This window comes from Francisella hispaniensis FSC454 (genome assembly GCF_001885235.1).
In the GTDB taxonomy this organism is placed as follows: domain Bacteria; phylum Pseudomonadota; class Gammaproteobacteria; order Francisellales; family Francisellaceae; genus Francisella; species Francisella hispaniensis.
This window is the reverse complement of the sequence record NZ_CP018093.1, coordinates 594,879-617,660: the sequence shown is the minus strand read 5'-3', so window position 1 is coordinate 617,660 and position 22,782 is coordinate 594,879. Positions and strand designations below refer to the sequence as shown.

Genomic DNA, 22,782 nt, shown 5'->3' with positions numbered 1-22,782 from the left:
TGTTGATAATTATACTTATCCTAATCTCAGTGTCAACACTTTTTGTTGTTTTTTTCGATTTAATTCTAAAATTTCTACAGGATGCTTAATTGTATGTCCTTCGATCCTTTTTACTTGGCAGCGACATGAGAAACCTGTGGCAATAGCTGATCTTATTCCACATTCTTGAATTTTATCTTTCCAGCTTAAGTTGTATATATGTTTTGACATATCTATATGCTTAGCTTCATGTCCAAAACTTCCAGACATCCCACAGCAACCAACTTTTGCAATTTTTGTTTTGACTCCAAAATGTTTGAAAATCTTTTGCCACTGTACTATGGAAATTGCTGATAATGATTTTTCCGTACAGTGATTAAAAAGGCTAAACTCTTTATCAAGCATTCTTTGCATTATTGGCAAAGTATCCAGTTTTGTAACTAGCCATTCTTGGATTAGTTTAACTTTGAATCTTACCTGATCACCACAAACTTTTTGGTACTCATCTCGATAAACTAAAGTCATCGCCGGATCAATACCGATCATTTCTATTTTTGTTTCAGCTATCTGATTATATAGTTTTGTAGCTTTTAAGGCTTGTTTTTTAAAATATTTAAGAAATCCTTTAACATGGGCTGGTTTACCATTTATCTTAAATGGCGCAAAGTAAACTCTAAAACCTAAAGCTGTTAGAAAATCATATAATGTCAAAACAATATGCGTATCATATAGTGATGTAAAAATATCTTGAACAATACAGACTGTTTTTTTCTTTTGCTCTGGCGATAATTTTTTCATTTCCTCTAAATTAAATTCTGGAGCGGTTCTTTTTTTTAGTTGTGATCTTAAGTTTAATGCGCTAATAAGTGGAGTATCTGCAAACCCTGCTGTATTAGCCAAACCAGCTCTAACGAATTGGGTATTAAAAATATCATTAAAGATTTTTGGCATGTATAAATTAACTCTTAATACAGCCTCACTATATTTGACAAAATAATCCAATCCTGGTCTTTTATACTTTGAATGATAGTGATATAAAAACTGTGATTTCATTGTCGGAATATCAACTTTTATAGGACAGCCAGTAACACACGCTTTACAACCAAGACATTTATCTAATGAGTCATAAACTTGATGAGAAAAATCATCTAGAAAATCCTCTGGTTTATCAAAACCCGTGTTAATAACTTCATCAACTGTTGAGTACCCTGCTGCAGTAAGCTGGCTTAGCCATTCACGCAATACTGCTGATCTTCCTTTGGGTGAGTATAACCAGTTCCTACTAGACTTAGCAGATGGACATATAACTGTATCTAGATTATAGTTCAAACATTGTGAATTACCATTACAATTGTATGCTCCAGAGAATTGCTGACGCATTGGTTTAGGAACCTGTTCATCAGCATAGCCTCTAAATGGTCCATCAACTTTGACAAGCTTATCACTACTACCATTCGGGACTGTAATCTTACCTGGATTTAGTTGATTGTATGGATCAAAAGCTTTTTTAATGTATCCTAAAGACTCATATAACTCATCACCAAAAAAATCTTTGAGATATTCACTTCTATAACCATGACCATGCTCGCCACAAAGAACACCGCCATATTTCTTAACTAATTCACTAACTTTTTTAGTTATTTGCTTGAGCTTTTGTGAATCCTCCGGAGAACTCATATCTAATGCAGGTCGAACATGTAAGCAACCCACATCAGCATGACCAAACATTCCATATTTAACACCATACGAGTCTAACAATACTGTTAGTTCTTTTATATAACTAGCAAGCATCTCTGGCGCAACTGTCGTATCTTCTATAAATGGAATTGGCTTACGATCACCTTTCATTGCACCTAATAGTCCGACTCCTTTTTTACGCAATTCCCACAAGTTATCCATATCTTCTTGACTTTCTGTAAGATGAAAAGTTACCTGCTTCTCTAATAATTGCTTTTCTAGTCGTGATGTTTTATTATCAAGCTCATGCTGAGTATCTGCAATAAATTCGACAAAGTTTATAGCTGCTAGGTTGATTGAACGATTCTTCTCAAGCATATATTTTATCTTATGGTAAACTTCATCGCCTTTAGCAATTTCAACAATGTTATTATCAATAGTCTCAATGGCAGAAGGCTCAAAAGATAGTAATTCTCTCGCTGCCTGTAATGCCAAATTAAAGCTAGCATATGAAATTGCAAATAGCGCTTTGTATTGTGGTTTTTTAGTTAGTTTTAGCTTTAGCTCTGTAACAAAAGCAAGAGTTCCTTCAGAGCCAGAAACTAAATAGCTAAGATTAATTGTATTGTCACTTTTGTCATATGTCTTAGCTAAATTATATCCAGTTAAATAACGACTTAATTTAGGGAATTTTTGTTGGATCAATTCATATTTATCAATTATTTGCTCAACAACTATAGCATAAATATCTTTCTCAACTTCACTTAAATCTTCTTTATCGATATCTTTAAAGCTAATTTTTTTTGTCGTAATTTTTTGACCATTTACTAAAGTACATTCAAGCTCTAAGATATGTGCACTGGTACGACCATAAATCCTCGAGCCTTTGCCACAAGCATCGGTATTAACCATACCACCTAAAGTTGCTCGATTACTCGGAGAAAGATTAGGTGCAAAAAAGTATTCTGAATCAGCTAAAGTATCATTAAGCTGATCTAAAACAACTCCAGGTTCAACCCTAACAAACTCATTTTCAAAATCTATCTCAAGGATATTATTCATGTAGCGACTTGTATCAACAATTACCCCAGCACATAACGAATGCCCTGCTGTACCTGTTCCCCCACCACGAGGCGAGAACTTGACTTCACGGTATTCTTGCTTACTTGCTAAGGCAAAAATCCTATTTACATCATCCTTACCATAAGGAAATACCACAAGCTCGGGAACGACAAAATATACGCTATTATCCATAGAAGAAGATATTCTTGAAGCATAGTCAGAATGAATATCGCCCTCAAAGCCCTTACTTCTTAGTTCTTCAGCAAAAGTATTAATCAACGCATTTAGAGTATTTGTTTTATCAAGTACAGGCAACTTATTCTTTTTCATAGAAAAAAATATCCTAATAAGTATAAAATAGACAAAAGCTGAATAAATTATATAAGAAAAATAACTTTACATAAATAAGATTAATAAATACTGAGATACAATAAACCTAAAAACACTTCAAAATTCTGTATCAAAGCAGACAAACTCTAAATATAAAGTTATAATTATCTTCGCGTACCAAAAAAATTTCAAAAGTTAAAAGTTTTTGAGGATAATTATGAAAAAAACTACTCTTTTAGTAATCCTAGATGGCTGGGGTTATAGTGATAGTGACTATTTTAACGCTATCAAAAACGCAAATACTCCAACTTGGGATAGTATTTGGCAAGAATTTCCTAAAACACTTATCAATGCTTCTAGTTTAGAAGTAGGTTTACCTAGAGGCCAAATGGGTAACTCTGAAGTTGGTCATGTAAATATAGGTTGTGGTAGAGTAGTCTATCAGGAATTAACAAAAATTGATAAAGCTATCGAAGAAAAAACCTTTGGTGATAATAAAGCTATCTGTGCAGCTATTGACAATGTAATCAAAAATGACTCCAATCTACACTTAATTGGATTGCTCTCACCAGGTGGTGTTCACTCTCATGAAGAGCATATTTTTGAGATGATAAAAATTGCTAAACAAAAAGGTATCAAAAAAGTATATTTACATGCATTTTTAGATGGTAGAGACACTCCACCACGATCTGCAGAAAAATCGATTAAAAAAGCAGATAAGTTACTAGAAGATCTAAATTTAGGATATATTGCCAGTGTTTGTGGTAGATATTATGCAATGGATAGAGATAATCGCTGGGATAGAGTACAGAAAGCTTACAATGCTATTGTTAATGCTGATGCTGATTTTATCTATGACTCAGCACTAGAAGCATTAGAACAGTCGTATGCTCGTGATCAATCTGATGAATTTGTAATCCCAACATGTATTAGAAAAGATGGGAAACTGATAAAAGTTGATGATAATGATAGTGTTATTTTTATGAATTTCAGAGCAGATAGAGCTAGAGAAATTTCGCATGCTTTTACTGATGAGAATTTTGATCACTTCCTAAGAAATAAACATTTGAATATAAACTTCACTACACTTACAGAATATGACTCGAAACTTAAATGTAATGTAGCGTTCCCACCAGAACAACCTATAAATACTCTTGGTGAAGTGTTAATGAAAAATCATAAAACTCAACTAAGAATAGCTGAAACTGAAAAATATCCACATGTAACATTCTTTTTCAATGGTGGCAGGGAAGAACAATTTGAAGGAGAAGATAGAATACTTATTCCATCGCCAAAGGTAGCTACATATGATTTACAACCAGAAATGTCAGCCCCAGAAGTCACTGATAAATTAGTTGCTGCTATTAATAGTGGTAAATATGACTGTATAGTATGTAATTATGCTAACTCAGATATGGTTGGTCACACAGGTAATTACGAAGCTGCTATGCAAGCAATTGAGTATCTTGATAAGTGTCTTGCTAGATTAAAAGATGCTATACTTGAGCATGATGGTAATATGTTTATCACAGCAGATCATGGTAATGCTGATATGATGGTTAATCCAGAAACACAAAAACCTCATACAGCTCATACTACAAACCTCGTACCATTTGTATATGTAGGACATAAAAAAGCTCAAATCGCTTTAGAAAATGGTAAACTCTCAGATATCGCACCAACTCTACTTAATGTTATGGGTATAGCTCAACCTAAAGAAATGACTGGTAAAACTATTTTTAACTTTGAAAAATAAGGATCTTAAATAAAATGCTTGATGCTAAATATATTAAGGATAATTTACAACAAGTTGCTGAAAAGCTTGCAACTAGAGGTTATCAATTTGATATAGCTGAATTTGAAGCCCAAGAGCAAAAAAGAAAACACTTACAAGAAAGAACTCAGGATCTACAATCACAGCGTAATACTATTTCAAAAGAAATAGGTCAAAGAAAAGCTAAAGGTGAAGATACTAGTGATAGCTTTGCTAAAGTTAATCAAATCAATGAAGAACTAAAGGTTATTGAAAAAGATCTTAAAGAGCTACAAGACTCTATAAATCAAACACTACTATCAATGCCAAATCTTCCTGCTGACGATGTACCAGTTGGTAAAGATGAGAATGATAATATAGAAATAAGGAGATGGGGAACACCACGTGAATTTCATCCTGAAGCTCCAGCAAAAGATCATGCTGATATTGGCGAAATCCTTAAGATGATTGATTTTAAAGCTGCAGCTAAAGTTACTGGCAGCCGTTTCATGGTACTTAAAAATAAAATCGCTAAACTACACCGCTCCCTATCACAGTTTATGCTTGACATGCATACAGAAAAACATGGTTATGAAGAGTTATATGTGCCATATCTAGTTAATAATGATAGTTTATATGGTACTGGACAGTTGCCGAAATTTGCTGCTGATCTTTTTAAGCTTGAGGGGGATTTCGAATATAGTCTAATACCTACAGCAGAGGTGCCAATCACTAATCTAGTAAGGGATGAAATTTTAGATACAGAAACTTTACCCAGATACTATACAGCTCATACCCCTTGCTTTAGGAGTGAAGCTGGCTCATATGGTCGCGACACTAAAGGTATGATTCGTCAACATCAGTTTGAGAAAGTAGAGCTAGTACATATCACTACTGCAGATAAAGGCGAAGAATCACTAGAGCTACTAACATCACATGCTGAAAAAGTATTACAAAAACTTAATCTACCATATAGAGTGATGAAACTATGTACTGGTGATATGGGTTTTAGTGCTAAAAAAACTTATGATTTAGAAGTATGGCTACCATCACAAAATACTTATAGAGAAATATCTTCATGTAGTTGGTGCGGTGACTTCCAAGCACGCCGTATGAAAGCTCGACACAAAAACCCAAGCATGAAAAAGCCAGAACTTGTCCATACTTTAAATGGTTCTGGTTTAGCTGTGGGTAGAACACTATTAGCTATTATTGAAAATTATCAACAAGAGGACGGTTCTATCATGGTTCCTGATGCTCTTATCAACTATATGGGTGGAATTTCAGTTATTAAATGATTTTCATAAGTTCTAACTTTTGTAATTAATTTTTTCACTTATTTATAATTTTTCACTTCAAATTAATGCTAAAATCTCATTATATTTAAAAAATTTGATGAGTATTTTATATGTATTTAGCTGGTATAGAAGCTGGTGGGACCAAGTTTTTTACAACTATTGGTGATTTTCATGGCAATGTGATAGAACGCCATCGCACAGATACAACCACACCAGAAAAAACAATGTCTGAAGTTCTTAAGATTTTAAAAAATTATCAAGAGAATTTTGACATTAAAGCTCTTGGTTTAGCATGTTTTGGTCCTATAGATATTAATACCAAATCTGAAACTTATGGGCATATCACAAATACTCCAAAAATAGCATGGCAAAATTTTGATATAGTTGGAGCAATAAAATCTATATATAAAGGACCAATTGGCTTTAATACTGATGTAAATGCTGCGGCAATATGTGAAAAACTATGGGGTTGTGCTCAAGATATTAGCAACCTTATTTACCTTACTGTTGGTACAGGTGTTGGTGGCGGGATTATTTGTAATAACCAGCTAATTCAAGGAGCAATGCATCCAGAAATTGGTCATTTATTAATACCAAAAAACCCACAAGATAACTTTGATGGTTGTTGTCCTTTTCATGGTACATGTATAGAGGGCTTAGCTTCTGGTACAGCTATTAATAAAAGGTGGCAAGTTGCTCATGCAGGAGCACTTAATGATGATCATATTGCATGGGTATTTGAAGCAGAATATCTAGCAAAAGCATTAGTTAACTATATATGCTCATTCTCTCCTGAGAGAATTATCCTCGGTGGTGGTGTAATGCATAAGACAATCTTATTTGATATGATTCGTAAAAATGTTACTAGATACCTAAATAATTATCTTGATTATCCTGCATTAAAAGATATGACTAAATTTATAGTTCCTACATCATTTGGTGATAACACTGGTGTAAAAGGATCTCTTGCATTAGCTCTTGAAACTTATAACAGCCTATAGTATATCTTTTATTCAAACTTTAAAATACTTATTGCCATTATAAAAAATTATTTCTTTTAATAAAAAAACTGTGGAATAATCAAAATATCCAAATTCAAATAAATAAATAATGAGTAACAAAAATAAATTAAAAAGAGATATTCTTGCGCGACATATTGTAATGATTTCTCTTGGTGGAACTATTTCTGCTAGTTTTTTTCTAGGTGTTGGTAGTATTTTGAATTCAGTTGGTGCTTTTGGTACTGTATTGGGCTTTTTTCTGGGTGGTATAATAATGATGCTGGTAATGATAAGCCTTGCAGAAATGTCTATAGCAATGCCAATAAGTGGCTCTTTTCAAGCCTATGCTACAAAATTTATATCACCATACTCAGGTTTTTTAACTGGTTGGTTATATTTGCTTAATTGGTTAACAGCTGCTGCTGGAGGGTTAGTAGCAGCCGGTATTATTTGTCATAATTTTTACCCCGAAATTAGTATTTGGCAATTTTGTTTAGTTATTATTATAATTGTTAGTCTGCTCAATTTATGTACTGTTAGGATCTTTGCTGAGATTGAGTTTTGGCTTTCTGCAATAAAGATTATTACTATTATAGTATTTATAGTGATAGGTATCGGTATTATATCTGGAGTTTTACATTCCAATAAACCCATATCTGGATTAGTCAATTTCTACGCGGATGGCCTATTTCCGAATGGTTTTAAAACATTCTTATTTGGATTAGTAATTATAGTATGTACTTTCCAAGGTGCTGAATTAGTTGGTATTGCAGCTGGAGAAACAAAAGATCCTGAAAAAAATATTCGCAAAGCAGTTAAAAGTGTTGCTATCCGCATACTTATATTTTTTGTTTTTTCCTCTTTTATAATAGCTTATATTATTCCATATAAAGACTCAGGGGTTACAAATACTCCATTTATCACAATACTGCAATTAGTAAACATAAAATATGTTGATACTATTATGCAATTAGTAATTTTATCAGCAAGTTTATCAGCTGTTAACTCATGTTTTTATACATGTGCAAGATTAATGTGGTCTATGGCTTCAGACAATCAAGCACCTAAGATGTTTGCAAAAGTTAGTAAAAACCAAGTTCCTATATATGGTGTTTTGTTTGTTGCTATACTTTCTTGTCTTTGCTTGGTTACAAAATTCGTAGGTGCTGAAAAACTATTTATATTAGTTGTCTCTTCATCTGGTATGGTTGGTTGTATGATATGGATTATTATAAGCTTATGTCATATTTATTTTAGAAAATCACTCAATAGTGAAAAAATTGCTAACTTGAAATTCAAAGCATGGGCATTTCCTATAATTCCGTACTTAAGTATTTTATTTAATTCTTGCGTAATACTAGGAATGTTTTGGGACCCAGATCAACGCATGGTAGTTTATTCAGGAATGATTTTGATAATTATTTTTTCAATTTTATATAAGATTTATTGCAAAAATAAAATATAAACTCTATTACTATTTAGATTATTTACTTATACTCTTATGCACGAGAGTTACATTAATAAAAACATTGATAAATAAAATCCGTTCTAATCACATATTATCAAGATCGCTACAAACAATGATTGTCCAAGCCCTAGGTCAAGCTTGTGCATTTATTACTGCTATTCTTTTAGCCAGACATCTAACTATTAGCGATTATGGTTTTTATATTTTTGGTGTTACAGTTGCAACTATTTTAGCTGTAATCGCGACAATGGGTGGCGGTGGTATTCTAGCTCGAACTTGGGGAAAATCGGACTTAGTCGATAAGTTTGAAAGAAATAAAGAAACTTTTTTAGTTCATAATTGGTATTTCAAGCGCGGCTTCACTATAGTAATTATAATAATTGCTATAATAATTTTTTATAAACATTCTAAACATCATGATAATTCAATAGAAAATTTTGCATTATTATTTGCTATACCATTTTTTATGGCAAATATATTTCAATCTTTCTTTGTTGCCAGAAGAGTCGTTATCCTCGCTAACTTACTTCAACTTGGTCTAAGAATTATCATGCTTTTTTTAACAATAATTTTCATGTCTTTTTATATAAAAGATACTGCTTTGCTTATCGGTTCAATGATGATTATGATGACGATATATACAACATCAATATGGCTCATTCAAACTTCAAAATATACCTTTACTAGCTCAAAGCCAATTGGTAGTAACATTTCATTTGCTTTAATGCAATGGGGGTTATTATTATTATCACAAATAGACATCATAATCTTAAAAGCCCTAGCAACTCCAGCAGATGTTGCTCTGTATGGTGTTGCTCTACAACTTGGCGCATTAGTTAGTTTTGTCTTAAATGCGGTTAATTCAAATGTCCTATCGCAAATTGCTGATGACTATAAAAATTGTTCTAGGGAAGAATTTCAAAATAAAATAACTTCTTATACTAGGATTATCTTTATACTCTCAATATTTGCAATTTTTGGGCTCATTATTTGTGGATATCCAATTACTTTAATGTATGGCAAACAATATGCTACATCATATTTTATTTTTTGTATATTAATGGTTGGGCAAATAATAAATGTTCTCTCTGGTTGTGTCGCTACTATTCTAAATATGGCAGGATATGAAAAAAACACCTGTTTTGCTTTCTATATAGCTCTAGCCATAAATATAGTGCTAGGAATAATTTTTACACTTTATTGGGGCGTATATGGTCTTGCAGCTGCCTCAAGCTTATCGATGATATATTGGAATATTCATCTACTTTACAAAGTAATTACCCAGATAAAAATTAATCCAACAATATTTATAATTAAATAAAAATCTAATCTACAGAATTACTACTAGTAGCAGCATTATTGAGTGTTTTTGAAACATTATTAACGGCTTTATTAACTGTTTCCTTAGCAGCTTTTATAGGCTCACTTCTACTATTTGCTACTAAAAGTAAAGTTCCTACAATTATCAAAAAAATCACAAGAGGAATATTTATATTTTTGATAATCCTTCTAAGTAATTTTTTCATACAACTATCACCATAATATATTTAGCTAGAACGTATTATCACTGCCATCATCGAAGCCTTGTTTGAAGTTTTGTGCTTTATTTTGGCTATTATTTGCCATTTTTCCTAATGCAACTTCGCTTTGTTTTGTCTGATCTATCAGCTTAGCTTGAGCAGCTTTGGTTTTATTAACTACTGTAGTCGCAGCTTGCGAGGTGTCTTTCTCAGCATCATCTACTATTTGTCCTAATGATTGAGAGGCTTGACTAGCTTTTGCATCAATCACATTTTTAGCATTTTTGGATTTATTCACTAATGTATCAGCAGCTTGTGAAGCATCTTTTTCAACATCTGTTGAAGTTTGACCTAACCTATTAGAAACTTCAGCTGCAGTAGTTTTTATATCAGTTTGTACTTGTCTGACATTTTGACCTAATTTCTTACCCGTTTGGTATGAATCTGTTTGTGTAGCTGAATTAGTTAATCCTTCATTAGCAAACACTGGTGATACAGATAGACCTATCGTAGTAATTAATGTTAAAGCCACTTTTTTCATAATAACTCTCCTTTTACTTTTTATCTACAACTTCATATTAGGTTATAAATCTCAATAATTTTGTTTATAATCATGCATGTTCTTTGATTTATTTTTCCAATTTTCTCACTGGTTTTAAATCACTATCAATATCATTCTTTATATATAAATATTTATTTTGCATATTCTCCCCTTAACCTTTATTTGGTTAATATAGAAATTATCATAAAACTTATAAATTTACTATATTTTGGAGCTGAGTTTAGCTAGGTTTAAGAAGTTTATACTGTATAATTTAAACAATACTAAAATTAACAAATATCTAAATGCTTTCAGACGCTTCTCAAGAAGATAAAAAAGTAGCTAGAAAATGGCTCAAACAAATATCATATCCTGCTAAAAAATGGATTAAATTAACTGTATTAATAGCTTTCATAAGTGGTCTACTACTAATAGGTCAACTATACTTACTTGCTCATATTTCTTATGAGGCATATCTACAAAATTCAACATTAGGCCAACTAAGCACTTATTTTGTTTTGATTATTGTGATTGTATTAATTAGAGCTGGTCTAAGTTGGATCCGAGAAATAGTAAGCTACAAAGCCGCAACAATGGTCAAAAAACAAATTCGTGAGGATATTTTAGCTCATGTTAATAGTCTAGGCCCTATTGAGCTTAATAAAACTTCTAATGCCAACATAGTAACCAGTGCTATGGAGCAAGTCGAAGGATTAACAGGTTTCTTGACTAAGTTTTTACCACAAATAACTTTATCAGGACTATTACCTTTAGCTGTTTTAGTATTTATATTTCCTCAAAGTATTGTCTGTGGAATTCTTCTACTCATATGCGCACCACTTATTCCACTTTTTATGGTATTAGTTGGTTTAGGCGCTGAATCTGAAAGCCAAAAGCATTTTAAAGCACTTGCTAGAATGAGTCTAACTTTTCTAGATACGCTCAAAGGTCTAACTACACTTAAGCTTTTTAATAGAAGTAAAAACCATAGTCAAACTATTTTTCTAGCATCTGATAATTATAGAATTCGTACAATGAAAGTTCTTAAAATTGCCTTTTTATCTTCGGCTGTATTAGAGCTTTTTGCTGCCGCTTCTATCGCTCTAGTTGCGATATATCTTGGTATGGGTTTCATAAATACAGGTTCAGGGAATAATATCTGGTGGTCAATAGATAATATAACTTTACAAGGTGGTTTATTTATACTGCTACTTGCTCCAGAATTTTTTATGCCATTACGTGAGCTTAGTACACATTATCATGCAAAAGCTGAAGCAGTTGGTGCTGCTCTAGAAATTGCCAAAATATTTGAGATGCAACCATCTCATCAAGAAAGAAATGAAATATTTAGTGATAAAGTAAGCTCTATAAGTATTAAGAATCTGACTGTTAAATATGATGATAAAATAGCTCTTGATAATATTTCTCTAGGAATTAAAGATAAGGATAAAATAGCTATAGTTGGGGCTAGTGGCGCAGGTAAAACCACACTGATAAATACGCTACTTGGCTTTATAAAATATCAAGGCAATATCTTAGTTAATAACACTATTGAGCTAAAAAATCTTGAAGAAAAATCTTGGCTTAGAAATATCTCTTGGCTAGGACAAAACTCATCATTATTCAAAGGTTCTATCAAGGATAATTTGCTATTGGCTAATAGCAATGCAACAGATGAGCAAATAAATCAAGCTTTACAAAATACCGATTTAAATGAATTTATAAGCTCTCTTGCAAATTGCTTAGATACTGAAGTTGGCGAACAAAATATTGGAGTATCTGGAGGACAGGCACAAAGATTAGCTTTAGCTCGTGCATATCTAAAACCTCATGATATCCTAATTCTCGATGAGCCTACAGCAAGTCTAGATAAAGATAGTGAGGAAAAAATCATCAACTCACTTAAATCAAATTGGAATGATAAAACTGTGATTATGCTCACTCATAAACTAAGTTTCCTAGAGTGTGTTGACAAAATTGTAGTCTTAGCAGATGGAAAAATAGTTGAAACAGGAACATTTGAAAAACTAGTTAGCGATCAAAATAGTGAGTTCTATAACTTCTATAGAAATGAGGTAACAGCATGAGAAATTTAATACCTTTTATAAAGCTGTTTAAAAATCAAACTCAATGGATGCTCTTAGGTACTCTACTTGCATGGTCAGCAATACTTATGGGCATAGGATTAATGTCGCTATCTGGCTGGTTTATCTCATATACTGGTTATTTAGCTACTACTACCTATGCTATTGCAACTTCATTTAACTATTTTTACCCTTCTGCTGGTGTACGCTCTTTCTCACTTGGTAGAATACTAAGCAGATATGGCGAAAGAATACTCACACACGAGGCAACTTTTAGAATAATCACAGATATCCGTGTGTGGTTCTATCAAAAGCTTGAACCACTTGCACCTTCTCATTTATACAAATATAAAAGTGGTGACTTACTTACACGTCTAGTCAATGATATTGGCGCATTAGATAATCTGTATATTCGTATAATTTCCCCAACTGTTGTATTTGTCTTAGCAAGTATAACTATAGCTATATTATTTAGTTTCTTTAGTTTAAGCCTTGCACTACTGACATTTATAGCATTGCTGTTAATAGGGTTTGTAATACCACTGGTTAGTAGCCTATTAGCCATGAAAAAAACTCAAGATCTTAATCACACTAGTGCTGAATTAAAAACAAATATCACAGAACATGTTAACTCTTTAGCAGAGCTTAAAATCTTTGACTTAGAAGATAAACATCTCAAGAATATAAAGCAACAAAACTCTAAACTATTAAGCCGAGAAGAAAAAATCAGCTTTATAAGTGGTTTTGGTAGTGCTTTAATGACTTTGGCATTAGGATTAACTGTAGTTATGGTAACAGTTTTTGCAGTTAAACTAACTCAAAGCGGCTATATAAGTGGTGCATTTATTGCTTTGATATTCTTGGCGATAATGGCGATGTTTGAGTCAATTATACCATTACCACTAGCATATCAGTATTTAGGTAAGACAATTTCTGCTTCAAAAAGGATATTAAATATTACAGATGCTAAAGCAGATGTTGAGTATCCAACAAACTCTGACATTAGCTTAGATAACTATAGTATTAGCTTCAATAATGTTGATTTTGGCTATAATGCAGAGCAATCAGTACTTAAAGATTTTTGTTTAGAAATCAAACAAAATGAAAAAATAGCGCTATTTGCACCAACAGGAAAAGGCAAATCTACTATTATTAACCTACTTGCTAGATTCTGGGATGTTAATAGTGGTGAAATCACTATCGGCGATAGAAATATCAAGGAATTTAACGAAGATCAACTTAGAAATTTAATGACTGTAATTAATCAGTCTCCGCATATCTTTAACACAACCATTAGAGAAAATCTAAAGATTGCTAAAGATAATGCAACTGAAGAAGAGCTACTTTTAGCATTAGAAAAAGTAGAACTTAAAAAACATGTTGAATCTCTACCAAAAGGACTAGATACTTGGACTGGTGAGCTTGGTAGACAATTATCAGGTGGTCAGCAAAAACGCCTTGCTTTAGCGCGTGCATTCTTACAAGATAAGCCTATACTTATTCTAGATGAGCCAACTGAAGGACTTGATAAAGAGACTGAAAGATTAGTTTTTGAAAACTTAGTTAAGCTTATGCAAAATAAGACTGTAATTTTTATTACTCATAATGCTAAGCTTTTGGAAAGTTTTGATAGAGTTGTTAGGCTTTAACTACCTATTCTTCTTAAAATTCTCAGCTTGCTCAAAGATCTCTTTAAAAACTTCATCTCTATCAATCGGTGGGTAGTTATGTTTAGCAAGTAGTAAAATCAGCTCAACTTTAAGTGTAGCTTTGATATCTTCTCTAACATTCCAATCAGTATATTTTGATTTATCATCAACTACTTTTTTGACTTCTTTTGCTAGAGCTATAAGCTTATCCTCTGGATAGTCAAATTCATATCGAATAGCTATATCTTTTAAGATGTCATAAAAAGCTTTTTCTTCAAAGTCGATACCTAGATCACCAAAAGATTCTCTTTCTTTTTTAAGAGCATGATATATAGCTAACTATTAATAAAAGTAGTATACTATTTTTTATTTAAGCTATGGCCTATTCACATCACTTTATAAAGAAGGTATTAAAGTTAAAATCAGAGGGTATGAGTTTTCTAATCTTGGCTGATAAATTTAATATAAGTGTTAGAAGTATCCAACAATGGTTAAAAGGGAATCTTCCTAAAGGCACTAGAAATAAACCTAATACAAAACTTGATATGAATAAGCTAAAACAAGACGTTATAGATTATCCTGATAGTTATTTACAAGAAAGAGCTACTAGGTTGGTCGTAAGTGAGTTTTGTATAAGCTATAACCTTAAAAAGTTAAATATTACATATAAAAAAAACTCTAATTCACCCCAAAGTAGACGAAGAGAGGCGAGAATTATTCAGGAATAAGATTCAATCTTATAAAGATCAAGGGTTACCTATATGTTATCTTGATGAATCTGGTCATGCCTTAGATATGCCCCGAACTCATGGTTACTCTACACAAGGGCAAAGATGTTATGGGGTATGCAACTGGGGAGCTAGAGGTCGAACCAATGTCATAGGTGCTTTGATTGGCAAGGTATTATTTGCTGTTGGACTATTTACAAGCAATATTGATACGACTGTGTTTACAACTTGGGTAAAACATTTCTTATTACCTATCTTAAAAACTACAACTGTTATAGTAATGGATAATGCTACATTCCATAAAAATATAGATATGTTAAAAATGATTCGTGATGCAGGGCATATTATAGAGTTTTTACCTCCATACTCACCAGATTTAAATCCAATAGAGAGTAAATGGTCTGAGAAAAAAGCATATATCAGAAAACATAATTGCTCCGTGGAACAGTGTTATGCATATTAGTTTTATACATAGTTATCTATAAATCGACAATCTCATCTGTAAAGTCATTTAAAACATCACTAACCAAAATATCTTGCTCTTTACGCTCATTATACTTTTCTACAAGTGAATTAAGCTTTTTAGAGAAGTCTAATGCTTTGACTTTATTTACCTTTTTAAAGTCTTCTAGAGCTTTTGCTAATAGCTGTTGTAGTAGCTTAATTTTAGTATTTGGTAATTTTACTTTATCTATCTTGTTTAGATAATCCTCATCAAAAATATCAATCTTTGATTCATCATCACTACCAAGTTTAAATATCTCCTCGACACCTTCACTCTTGATAGCTTCCTCTATCATATTGGCTACCCTTTTGTTCATCTGAGCAGTATCTGGAGCTTCGCCTTTGGTTAGTTTGACAACTATAGAACGCACAGCTAAATAGAAATGTATAAGATCTTTCTCATGGTCTGAAAAATCATCAGCGCCACAACAAATATCATAAGCTACTTTTAGTCTCTTAACGATATACATAAATCTATTTTCTAGCTCTTTTGTTAGCTGGATATATTCACTAGCAAAATTTAGACAATTTAGTTGCTCAACTGGTGAACCTGAGAAATATTTACTATTATCAAATTTATGAAAAAGTTTTGCTAATAAATCTAGCTGATCTTTAACTACTACTATAGATGCTTCTATATCCTCAAAGTTTTGGCTATCAATACTAGAAAATTGTTTAAGAGCCTTATTCATCGCAGTTTTCATACCGATATAATCAACTACTAAGCCCTTATTTTTACCTGCGTATTTTCTATTAACACGCGAAATAGTTTGGATAAGGTTATGCTGTTGGATTGGCTTATCAATATAGATAGTATCTAAGAATGGCACATCAAAACCTGTGAGCCACATATCAACTACTATAGCTATTTTGAAGTTAGATTTTTCATTTTTAAATTGAGTATCTAAAGTTTTGCGATACTCTTTTGTGCCTAGTAGATTATATAACTCTTCACAATCATCTTGATTACGAGTCATAATCATTTTGATTTTCTCTAATGGAAGTATCTCTTTCTTTTCTTTGTCTGTGAGCTCTGCTGTATCTTCACAAGCTTATTTGATATTCCACTCTGGACGCAAAGCTATGATTTCTTTAAATAAAGCATAAGCAATTTGTCTACTACTAGAGACAAACATAACTTTGCCTTTGATAGTAGCACCCTCTGAAACTCTCTGCTCATAATGCTCTACAAAATCTTTTGCAATCGCTCTAATTCTATCAATATCACCAAGTATGACACTCATGTTTGTCATAGCTTTTTTGCTTTCTTCTACTTGGTGTTCATTGGCTCCAGCTTCGGCACATTCTTGATAATATTTCTCAATCTCTTGCAGTTTTGAGCTGTCTAGCAATACTTTTGCAGCCCTTCCCTCGTAAACTATGCGAACGGTAATCTCATCTCTAACAGACTCTGTCATAGTATAGCTATCAACTACATTACCAAAGACATCTAAAGTTGCATCTATCGGCGTACCTGTGAAACCAACAAAAGTAGCATTAGGTAATGAATCATGCAGATACTTCGCAAAGCCATAGGATTTTTTGATACCATCTTTTGTGAATTTGATTTTTTGATCTAGATTTATCTGGCTTCTATGTGCTTCATCAGATATGCAGATAATATTATTTCTCTCACTGAGAATATCCAAATCTTCAGTAAACTTATGAATAGTAGTTAGAAATACACCACCACTTTCGCGAGCCTTTAGTTTAGCTCTTAGGTCTGCCCTGCTCTCGACACTGACAACTGTATTATCACCAATGAACTTTTTAGCATTTGCAAACTGCTTACCAAGTTGGTCATCCAAATCTGTCCTATCTGTAATAATCACAATAGTAGGACTTGAGAAATGAATACTTTTCATCAGCATACGCGTTAAGAAAAGCATTGTAAAACTTTTACCACAACCAGTTGCACCAAAGTATGTACCACCTTTACCATCGCCATGAGGTTTCTGATGTTGAATAATATTATCATAGAGCTTTTTGGTGGCATAATACTGCGGATAGCGACAAACTATTTTCTCTTCTTTGTGGGATTTATCAGGTATATAGATAAAATTATGGATAATGTCGACTAATCTCTCACGGTTAAACATCCCCTGTATCATTGAGTGCATAGAGGCGATACCATCGACATCGACTTCATCACCTGTAATTCTTCGCCAAGAGTAGAAAAATTCATACGGAGCAAAAAGAGAACCAGCCTTATTATTGATACCATCACTAATGACACAAAAAGCATTATATTTAAAAAGCTCTGGTATATCTCTTCTATAGCGGACTGTTAGCTGATCAAAAGCATCTTTGATAGTTGCTTCTTCACGGATAGCACTTTTGAACTCAAAGACTACTAGAGGCAAACCATTTATATAAACTATGCCATCTGGTATGCGTTTCTCATATCCTATTATCTCTAGCTGATTGACTATCTTGAAGTTATTAGCATCAACATTTTGATAATCTATAAAATGAATACGAATATCTTTGGCTTTAGGGTCTTCTCGTTTGAAGTCAAAACCACTAGTTACTAGCTCCATGATAGTCTTGTTAGTATCGTATAGATCACTAGCTGGATAAGCCTCTAGCTTACGGATAATAGTTGTAATCTCACTAGCAGTGATATTATCATCTGCATATCTAGTAGCTAAATACTCACGCAAATCATCTTTGAGAAGTACATCTTTATCATCACGGATAATTTCTTTACCAAACTGGTAGCTAATACCCTGCTCTTCAAGTAGCTCAATAAATGCAAGCTCTAGTTTTTCTTCTGTGAATTTGTTCATATATGTTTTAACTTAGCATGATTTTGACAATATTTACGGCTTTGCTAGTATATTCAGCTGATAAACTCTCTATCTTTGCTATTTTTCTAACATTGTAATCCAATGTTCTCGCCTGATAACACAATATACTACCTTTAGTCTTATATTTGTTTGGTAACTTAATAGTAAACTCATTGTTTCTATCTGTAGATGTAATAGGTGCGACCATAACAAACCCTGTATGCTCATTAAATATTTGCCTACTTAGTACTAGTGCTGGCCGTCTTTTCATAATTTCTGTACCAGCTGATGGATCAAAATCTAACCAAACGATATCACCTAGCTCTGGAATATATTTCATATTTCCATACCTTTTGGTTTAGCATCTAGCCAATCTCTATCTTCATCTAATACTTTAAAGCTCTCCTTATCACTATTTGCCAATAATGACTCTAATGTTTCTATCTTATGTGGTTTGATAGTTATCTGTTTATCTTTTACATCTATATCAATCTCATCACCAACATGTAGACCTAATAATTCTAAGAATTTTTTTGGAATACTTACTATACTTGCATTTCCAGATTTTCTGATTATTTGTGTTGCCATGATAGATACTCCTTATAATGCTATACGGTTATATTATACATCATGAGTTATACTAAAGTAAAACCATAGATAATTAAAACTGCAAAGTCTTGCTTCGCAATCCACCCCTTCACAGAAGGGGAATTTAACCAAACTTTAGCTATAAGCCAAATTCCCCTCCGCTGGAGGGGTGCCACCGTAAGGTGGTGGGGTGGTCTCATTTACAATTAAATTTCACTTGCTTTAAATCTTTCCATCTTATATAACTCTCAATATTTTTATAAAATATTTTACTCTGATTATTAACATCAGACTCAACCTCCCCATCATCACAATTATTTTTCTCAAGAAATGAATTTAATTTTTTAGTATTTTTAAAAATGGGGATATCAAATTTATTAAAGTTCGCATTTTTTGTGTTGAGATCCTTAGAATCATCTTTATTACCATGCTGAGAAGACCAAAACTGCTGAAATTCATAATCTATACTATCTTTAAGGTAATAATATATTCTTCCCTTATTCATGGTTTCCCATCTAGGATTTACTATTGTTTTTTTACCACTATCAAAATAAACAACAATAATCTCTTTCAAAAGAGTAGAATAATAATATAGTCCCCAAACGGATGTATCATTTCCACTACAATAGTTAAAACCTATTTCTCCCATAGCCCATTCATTTTTTTCATTGCCTTTATAATATATGATCATCTATTTCTTTCATTGTAAATTCAGGACATTTTTTATAAAAAAAAGTGTAATCATTATTTTGATCCCAATTATTAGAATCTTTTAAATAAAGCCTAAACTTCTCGATAGGCGTGATATTTTTATTAACAAAATATAAAACTAATATTTGTAACGCACAAAAAATGATCACAAATAACCACTTCCAATAAGAGTCTGTAATAGAAATTGAAATAGATAATGCTAAAGCTACCACAACTTGTATTGCAATAGAAATCAGACTATTTTTAGAACTCACCCTCACCCCTCCACAGTTGCCATTTTTGAAAGTAATATCTCTTTTAATCTTATTAAATTAGAATGTTCTTTCTTTAGGATTTTTTTATGCTCAAATATCGTTTTAGCTTTTAATTCAAAAGTCTCGATGACATTCATACTAGGAACATATATATCACTCATATGTAAATGATTTCTATTTAATGTAGGTACTGCTGATCCACCATTAAAATCAGATAAATTTATAGATTTTAGGATAAAATATGCAAATAAGGGGGTAGAGTTATTAAATGATTTAACCCATAAAGTTGTGTTCAATGCCCAAAAATTTTCATCAACATAAAAGACTTCACCAAGCGAACCACTACGCCCTGTTACAACACATGGAGCTTCTACTTTATATTCATTATGATAATCAGAGATTCCAGTAGATGCATATACAGGATACTCACCCATAACCCTATTTTGTGTAGGTAAATCAAAGCCTCTTTGAAGCTCAAAAAGATCTTTGATTGTTCCATGCTTCCACTCCTTCGGAATCTCCTTCTCAAGCTCCTCACACCAAACCATCTCACCGCCATTTGATTTATACGGTTTGCCGTTTTCATCTGGAAACTCAAAATCCACAAACCACTCTTTATAGATAGCTTGAGCTGTTTCTTCTAGCTTTTGGTTTAGTTGCTCATTTAGTTTGACTCGATTTGTAATTGCATAATACTCTGCTACTATCTCACGCTGTTTTTCTATTGATGGAATTGGTAGCTCAACATCACACATTTCTTCCCAACCAAAAACTTCCCTTGTACTTCCATGAGACATATATCTAGCATATCTATCAAACTCTTCTCTTCTAAACCACATCATTAGATATTCAGGTAGAAGCTCATTTTTATCAATTATTTCAAATACAGTATAAGAAGTAGATACAATAGCACTATCATCTTCTAAAAGAGCTACTGATATCTTGTCGCCATTTCTAGAAGTTACAGGACCATAAGCAAATTGACCTTTATGAACAATTTTGTATTTACTCATATCTGTACCAACAGTATTTGCAATAGATGAAATAAACTCTTTTGTTATACTTACACCAAGTAAGTTTGAGACTTCTAAATCTTTATTTTTGATGCTTACTTGCTGGATATAGCTACCAAGTTTTTTATAATTTGATCTCATAACCCAACTCTTTAAATACTGTTAGAAGTTCTTGTTTTGATTGCTCTTCTTGCTTTAGTAGCTCACTAAATTCAGTTTGAAGATTTTTCATCTTCTCATCAAAATCTATATTCTCGTCTCTATTTACAAACTCGATATATTTACTTGGTACTAGTGAGTAGTCTTTAGCAATGACTTCATCTATAGTCACACTCTTACAATATTCTGGGATGTCTTTATAAACTAATTCCCCTTCCTTGAAGGGGTGGCTTGCAGAGCAAGACGGGGTAGTTTTTCCTACTGACTGCCAAGCATGATAAGTATCTGATATTTCTTGGATATTTTCTTCATCAAACTGAATAAATTTCTTCTCAAATGGCACACCCTTTTGGCGTAAGTCCATAAATAAAATCTCATTAGTTCTATCTCTATGGCTCTTTTGCTTACCATTTTGCTCAAACTCTATTTGTTTTTTATTAGCATTAAGTATCCATATAGTCACACTAATATCTGTTGTGTAGAACATATTTCTCGGTAATATTACAATAGCTTCTACTAAATCATTTTCTATGAGTTTTTTACGGATTTTGTATTCCTCACCGCCACCACTTAGAGCACCATTCGCTAGGATAAAACCAGCTACACCATTTTGCGATAGTTTAGAAACCATATTGAGTATCCAACCATAGTTTGCATTTGATTTAGGTGGTACATCATATCCCGCCCAACGCGGATCATCTAGTAGCTCATTTGCTCCTCGCCAATCTTTTTGGTTAAATGGTGGATTCGCCATTATAAAATCAGCTTTTAAATCAGGATGTTGATCTTTGAAAAATGTATCTGCTGGTACATCACCAAGATTTGCCGAAATTCCACGAATTGCTAGATTCATCTTCGCTAGTTTATATGTAGTACCCGTGTACTCTTGACCATAGATTGAGATGTCTTTTTTGTTACCCTTATGAGCTTCTATAAACTTGATAGACTGGACAAACATACCACCCGAACCACAAGCTGGATCGTATATTTTACCTTTGTATGGCTCTATCATATTAGCTATCAGATTTACGATAGATTTTGGCGTGTAGAACTCACCTTTACCCTTACCCTCTGCTATCGCAAATTTACTCAAGAAATACTCATACACTCGTCCCACTATATCATTACCTTTATCGGCTATAGTGTTAATATTGTTTATAGTATCTATCAAGCTAGAGAGCTTACTCACATCTAGTCCTAGCCTTGAGAAATAGTTATCTGGTAACGCTCCTTTTAAACTTGGGTTATTTTTCTCAATAGTTGATAGCGCTGTATCTATCTTGAGAGCTATATCATCCTGTTTAGCATTTTGCTTGATATATGACCACCTAGATTCTTCTGGTAAATAGAAGACATTTTCCATAGTATAGAACTCTACCATGTCGATAAATGCTTCTTTGCCTTCGGCGATTAGTTGTTCTCGGCGTTCTTCAAAAGTATCACTAACAAACTTTAGAAATATCAACCCTAAAACTATATGTTTATATTCACTAGACTCTACTGAGCCTCTGAGTTTATTTGCACTATCCCAAAGAGTCTCTTCCATAGACTTGGTATTTGCTTTGTTTTTTGCTTGAGCCATTTAGATTAAAAATATTTATATATCTATACAAAAGATTATATTTAATTGATTTTGTGATTGCTAGAAGTATTGAAAAAGACAGGATATGTTTG

At 32.6% G+C, this 22,782-nt stretch carries 18 protein-coding genes and 2 pseudogenes; 9 read left to right on the top strand and 11 right to left on the bottom strand.

Going from position 1 to position 22,782, the window contains the following annotated elements; translation table 11 throughout:
- Positions 1-15: 15 nt before the first annotated feature.
- On the bottom strand, positions 16-3,048 hold the full coding sequence (locus tag FSC454_RS03025) for an FAD-binding and (Fe-S)-binding domain-containing protein (RefSeq protein WP_066045982.1): 3,033 nt from the start codon (positions 3,046-3,048) through the stop codon (positions 16-18).
- 217 nt (positions 3,049-3,265) lie between these two features.
- On the opposite strand from FSC454_RS03025, the gene gpmI reads away from it, so the two are divergent.
- The 5 genes from gpmI to FSC454_RS03000 all read left to right on the top strand — a co-directional run bounded on the left by gpmI (position 3,266) and on the right by FSC454_RS03000 (position 9,889).
- Entirely contained in the window at positions 3,266-4,804 is a 1,539-nt protein-coding gene (gene gpmI, locus FSC454_RS03020) for a 2,3-bisphosphoglycerate-independent phosphoglycerate mutase (RefSeq protein ID WP_066045980.1), read from the top strand.
- A 14-nt stretch (positions 4,805-4,818) separates the two neighbouring features.
- Positions 4,819-6,099, top strand: coding sequence for a serine--tRNA ligase (serS, locus tag FSC454_RS03015; RefSeq protein WP_066045977.1), 1,281 nt, complete (start codon positions 4,819-4,821; stop codon positions 6,097-6,099).
- Between the two features lie 110 nt (positions 6,100-6,209).
- Positions 6,210-7,100, top strand: coding sequence for an ROK family protein (locus FSC454_RS03010; protein WP_066045975.1), 891 nt, complete (start codon positions 6,210-6,212; stop codon positions 7,098-7,100).
- 109 nt (positions 7,101-7,209) lie between these two features.
- Entirely contained in the window at positions 7,210-8,565 is a 1,356-nt protein-coding gene (locus FSC454_RS03005; RefSeq protein WP_414842596.1) for an amino acid permease, read from the top strand.
- A 64-nt stretch (positions 8,566-8,629) separates the two neighbouring features.
- Positions 8,630-9,889, top strand: coding sequence for a lipopolysaccharide biosynthesis protein (locus FSC454_RS03000; protein WP_066045969.1), 1,260 nt, complete (start codon positions 8,630-8,632; stop codon positions 9,887-9,889).
- Positions 9,890-9,893: 4 nt separating this feature from the next.
- Here the strand turns inward: FSC454_RS03000 and FSC454_RS02995 are convergent, their stop codons facing one another.
- Both FSC454_RS02995 and FSC454_RS02990 read right to left on the bottom strand, forming a co-directional pair.
- Entirely contained in the window at positions 9,894-10,094 is a 201-nt protein-coding gene (locus FSC454_RS02995; RefSeq protein ID WP_066045966.1) for a hypothetical protein, read from the bottom strand.
- Between the two features lie 25 nt (positions 10,095-10,119).
- The gene (locus tag FSC454_RS02990) at positions 10,120-10,629 is read right to left on the bottom strand and encodes a rotein (RefSeq protein WP_066045964.1); all 510 of its coding nucleotides are present in this window, start codon (positions 10,627-10,629) and stop codon (positions 10,120-10,122) included.
- 305 nt (positions 10,630-10,934) lie between these two features.
- Here FSC454_RS02990 and cydD point away from each other — a divergent pair, with 305 nt between their 5' ends.
- Positions 10,935-12,716 (top strand): heme ABC transporter permease/ATP-binding protein CydD, encoded by a 1,782-nt coding sequence (gene cydD / locus FSC454_RS02985; RefSeq protein WP_066045962.1) that lies wholly within the window; start codon positions 10,935-10,937, stop codon positions 12,714-12,716.
- Positions 12,713-14,362 carry a heme ABC transporter ATP-binding protein/permease CydC gene (cydC, locus tag FSC454_RS02980; RefSeq protein ID WP_066045959.1) on the top strand — a complete coding sequence of 550 codons (1,650 nt, stop codon included), beginning with the start codon at positions 12,713-12,715 and terminating at the stop codon, positions 14,360-14,362. Before cydD ends, cydC begins: the two co-directional genes overlap by 4 nt.
- Here cydC and FSC454_RS02975 read toward each other — a convergent pair.
- Positions 14,363-14,695 (bottom strand): annotated as a pseudogene (locus FSC454_RS02975) (type I restriction enzyme endonuclease domain-containing protein); the annotation flags it as partial.
- A 44-nt stretch (positions 14,696-14,739) separates the two neighbouring features.
- Between FSC454_RS02975 and FSC454_RS02970 the strand changes: the two are divergent.
- Both FSC454_RS02970 and FSC454_RS02965 read left to right on the top strand, forming a co-directional pair.
- A complete protein-coding gene (locus FSC454_RS02970; protein WP_066045226.1) occupies positions 14,740-15,090 on the top strand; it encodes an IS630 transposase-related protein in 351 nt (116 codons plus the stop codon).
- Positions 15,020-15,553: an IS630 family transposase gene (locus tag FSC454_RS02965; protein WP_197456248.1), complete on the top strand. Its 534-nt coding sequence runs from the start codon at positions 15,020-15,022 to the stop codon at positions 15,551-15,553. The genes FSC454_RS02970 and FSC454_RS02965 overlap by 71 nt, the downstream gene beginning before the upstream one ends.
- 19 nt (positions 15,554-15,572) lie before the next feature.
- On the opposite strand, the pseudogene FSC454_RS10220 reads toward FSC454_RS02965, so the two are convergent.
- The 7 genes and pseudogenes from FSC454_RS10220 to FSC454_RS02930 all read right to left on the bottom strand — a co-directional run.
- Positions 15,573-18,383, bottom strand: a pseudogene (locus FSC454_RS10220) (type I restriction endonuclease subunit R); the annotation flags it as partial.
- Between the two features lie 7 nt (positions 18,384-18,390).
- Positions 18,391-18,723 (bottom strand): type II toxin-antitoxin system PemK/MazF family toxin, encoded by a 333-nt coding sequence (locus tag FSC454_RS02955; RefSeq protein WP_014549563.1) that lies wholly within the window; start codon positions 18,721-18,723, stop codon positions 18,391-18,393.
- The gene (locus FSC454_RS02950; protein WP_003035998.1) at positions 18,720-18,971 is read right to left on the bottom strand and encodes an AbrB/MazE/SpoVT family DNA-binding domain-containing protein; all 252 of its coding nucleotides are present in this window, start codon (positions 18,969-18,971) and stop codon (positions 18,720-18,722) included. The genes FSC454_RS02955 and FSC454_RS02950 overlap by 4 nt, the downstream gene beginning before the upstream one ends.
- Before the next feature lie 196 nt (positions 18,972-19,167).
- Entirely contained in the window at positions 19,168-19,662 is a 495-nt protein-coding gene (locus tag FSC454_RS02945; RefSeq protein WP_066046871.1) for a hypothetical protein, read from the bottom strand.
- A complete protein-coding gene (locus FSC454_RS02940; RefSeq protein ID WP_066046869.1) occupies positions 19,646-19,936 on the bottom strand; it encodes a hypothetical protein in 291 nt (96 codons plus the stop codon). The genes FSC454_RS02945 and FSC454_RS02940 overlap by 17 nt, the downstream gene beginning before the upstream one ends.
- A gap of 2 nt (positions 19,937-19,938) precedes the next feature.
- Positions 19,939-21,090 (bottom strand): restriction endonuclease subunit S, encoded by a 1,152-nt coding sequence (locus FSC454_RS02935; RefSeq protein ID WP_066046868.1) that lies wholly within the window; start codon positions 21,088-21,090, stop codon positions 19,939-19,941.
- Positions 21,074-22,690, bottom strand: coding sequence for a type I restriction-modification system subunit M (locus FSC454_RS02930; RefSeq protein WP_066046866.1), 1,617 nt, complete (start codon positions 22,688-22,690; stop codon positions 21,074-21,076). The genes FSC454_RS02935 and FSC454_RS02930 overlap by 17 nt, the downstream gene beginning before the upstream one ends.
- Between the last annotated feature and the right edge of the window lie 92 nt (positions 22,691-22,782).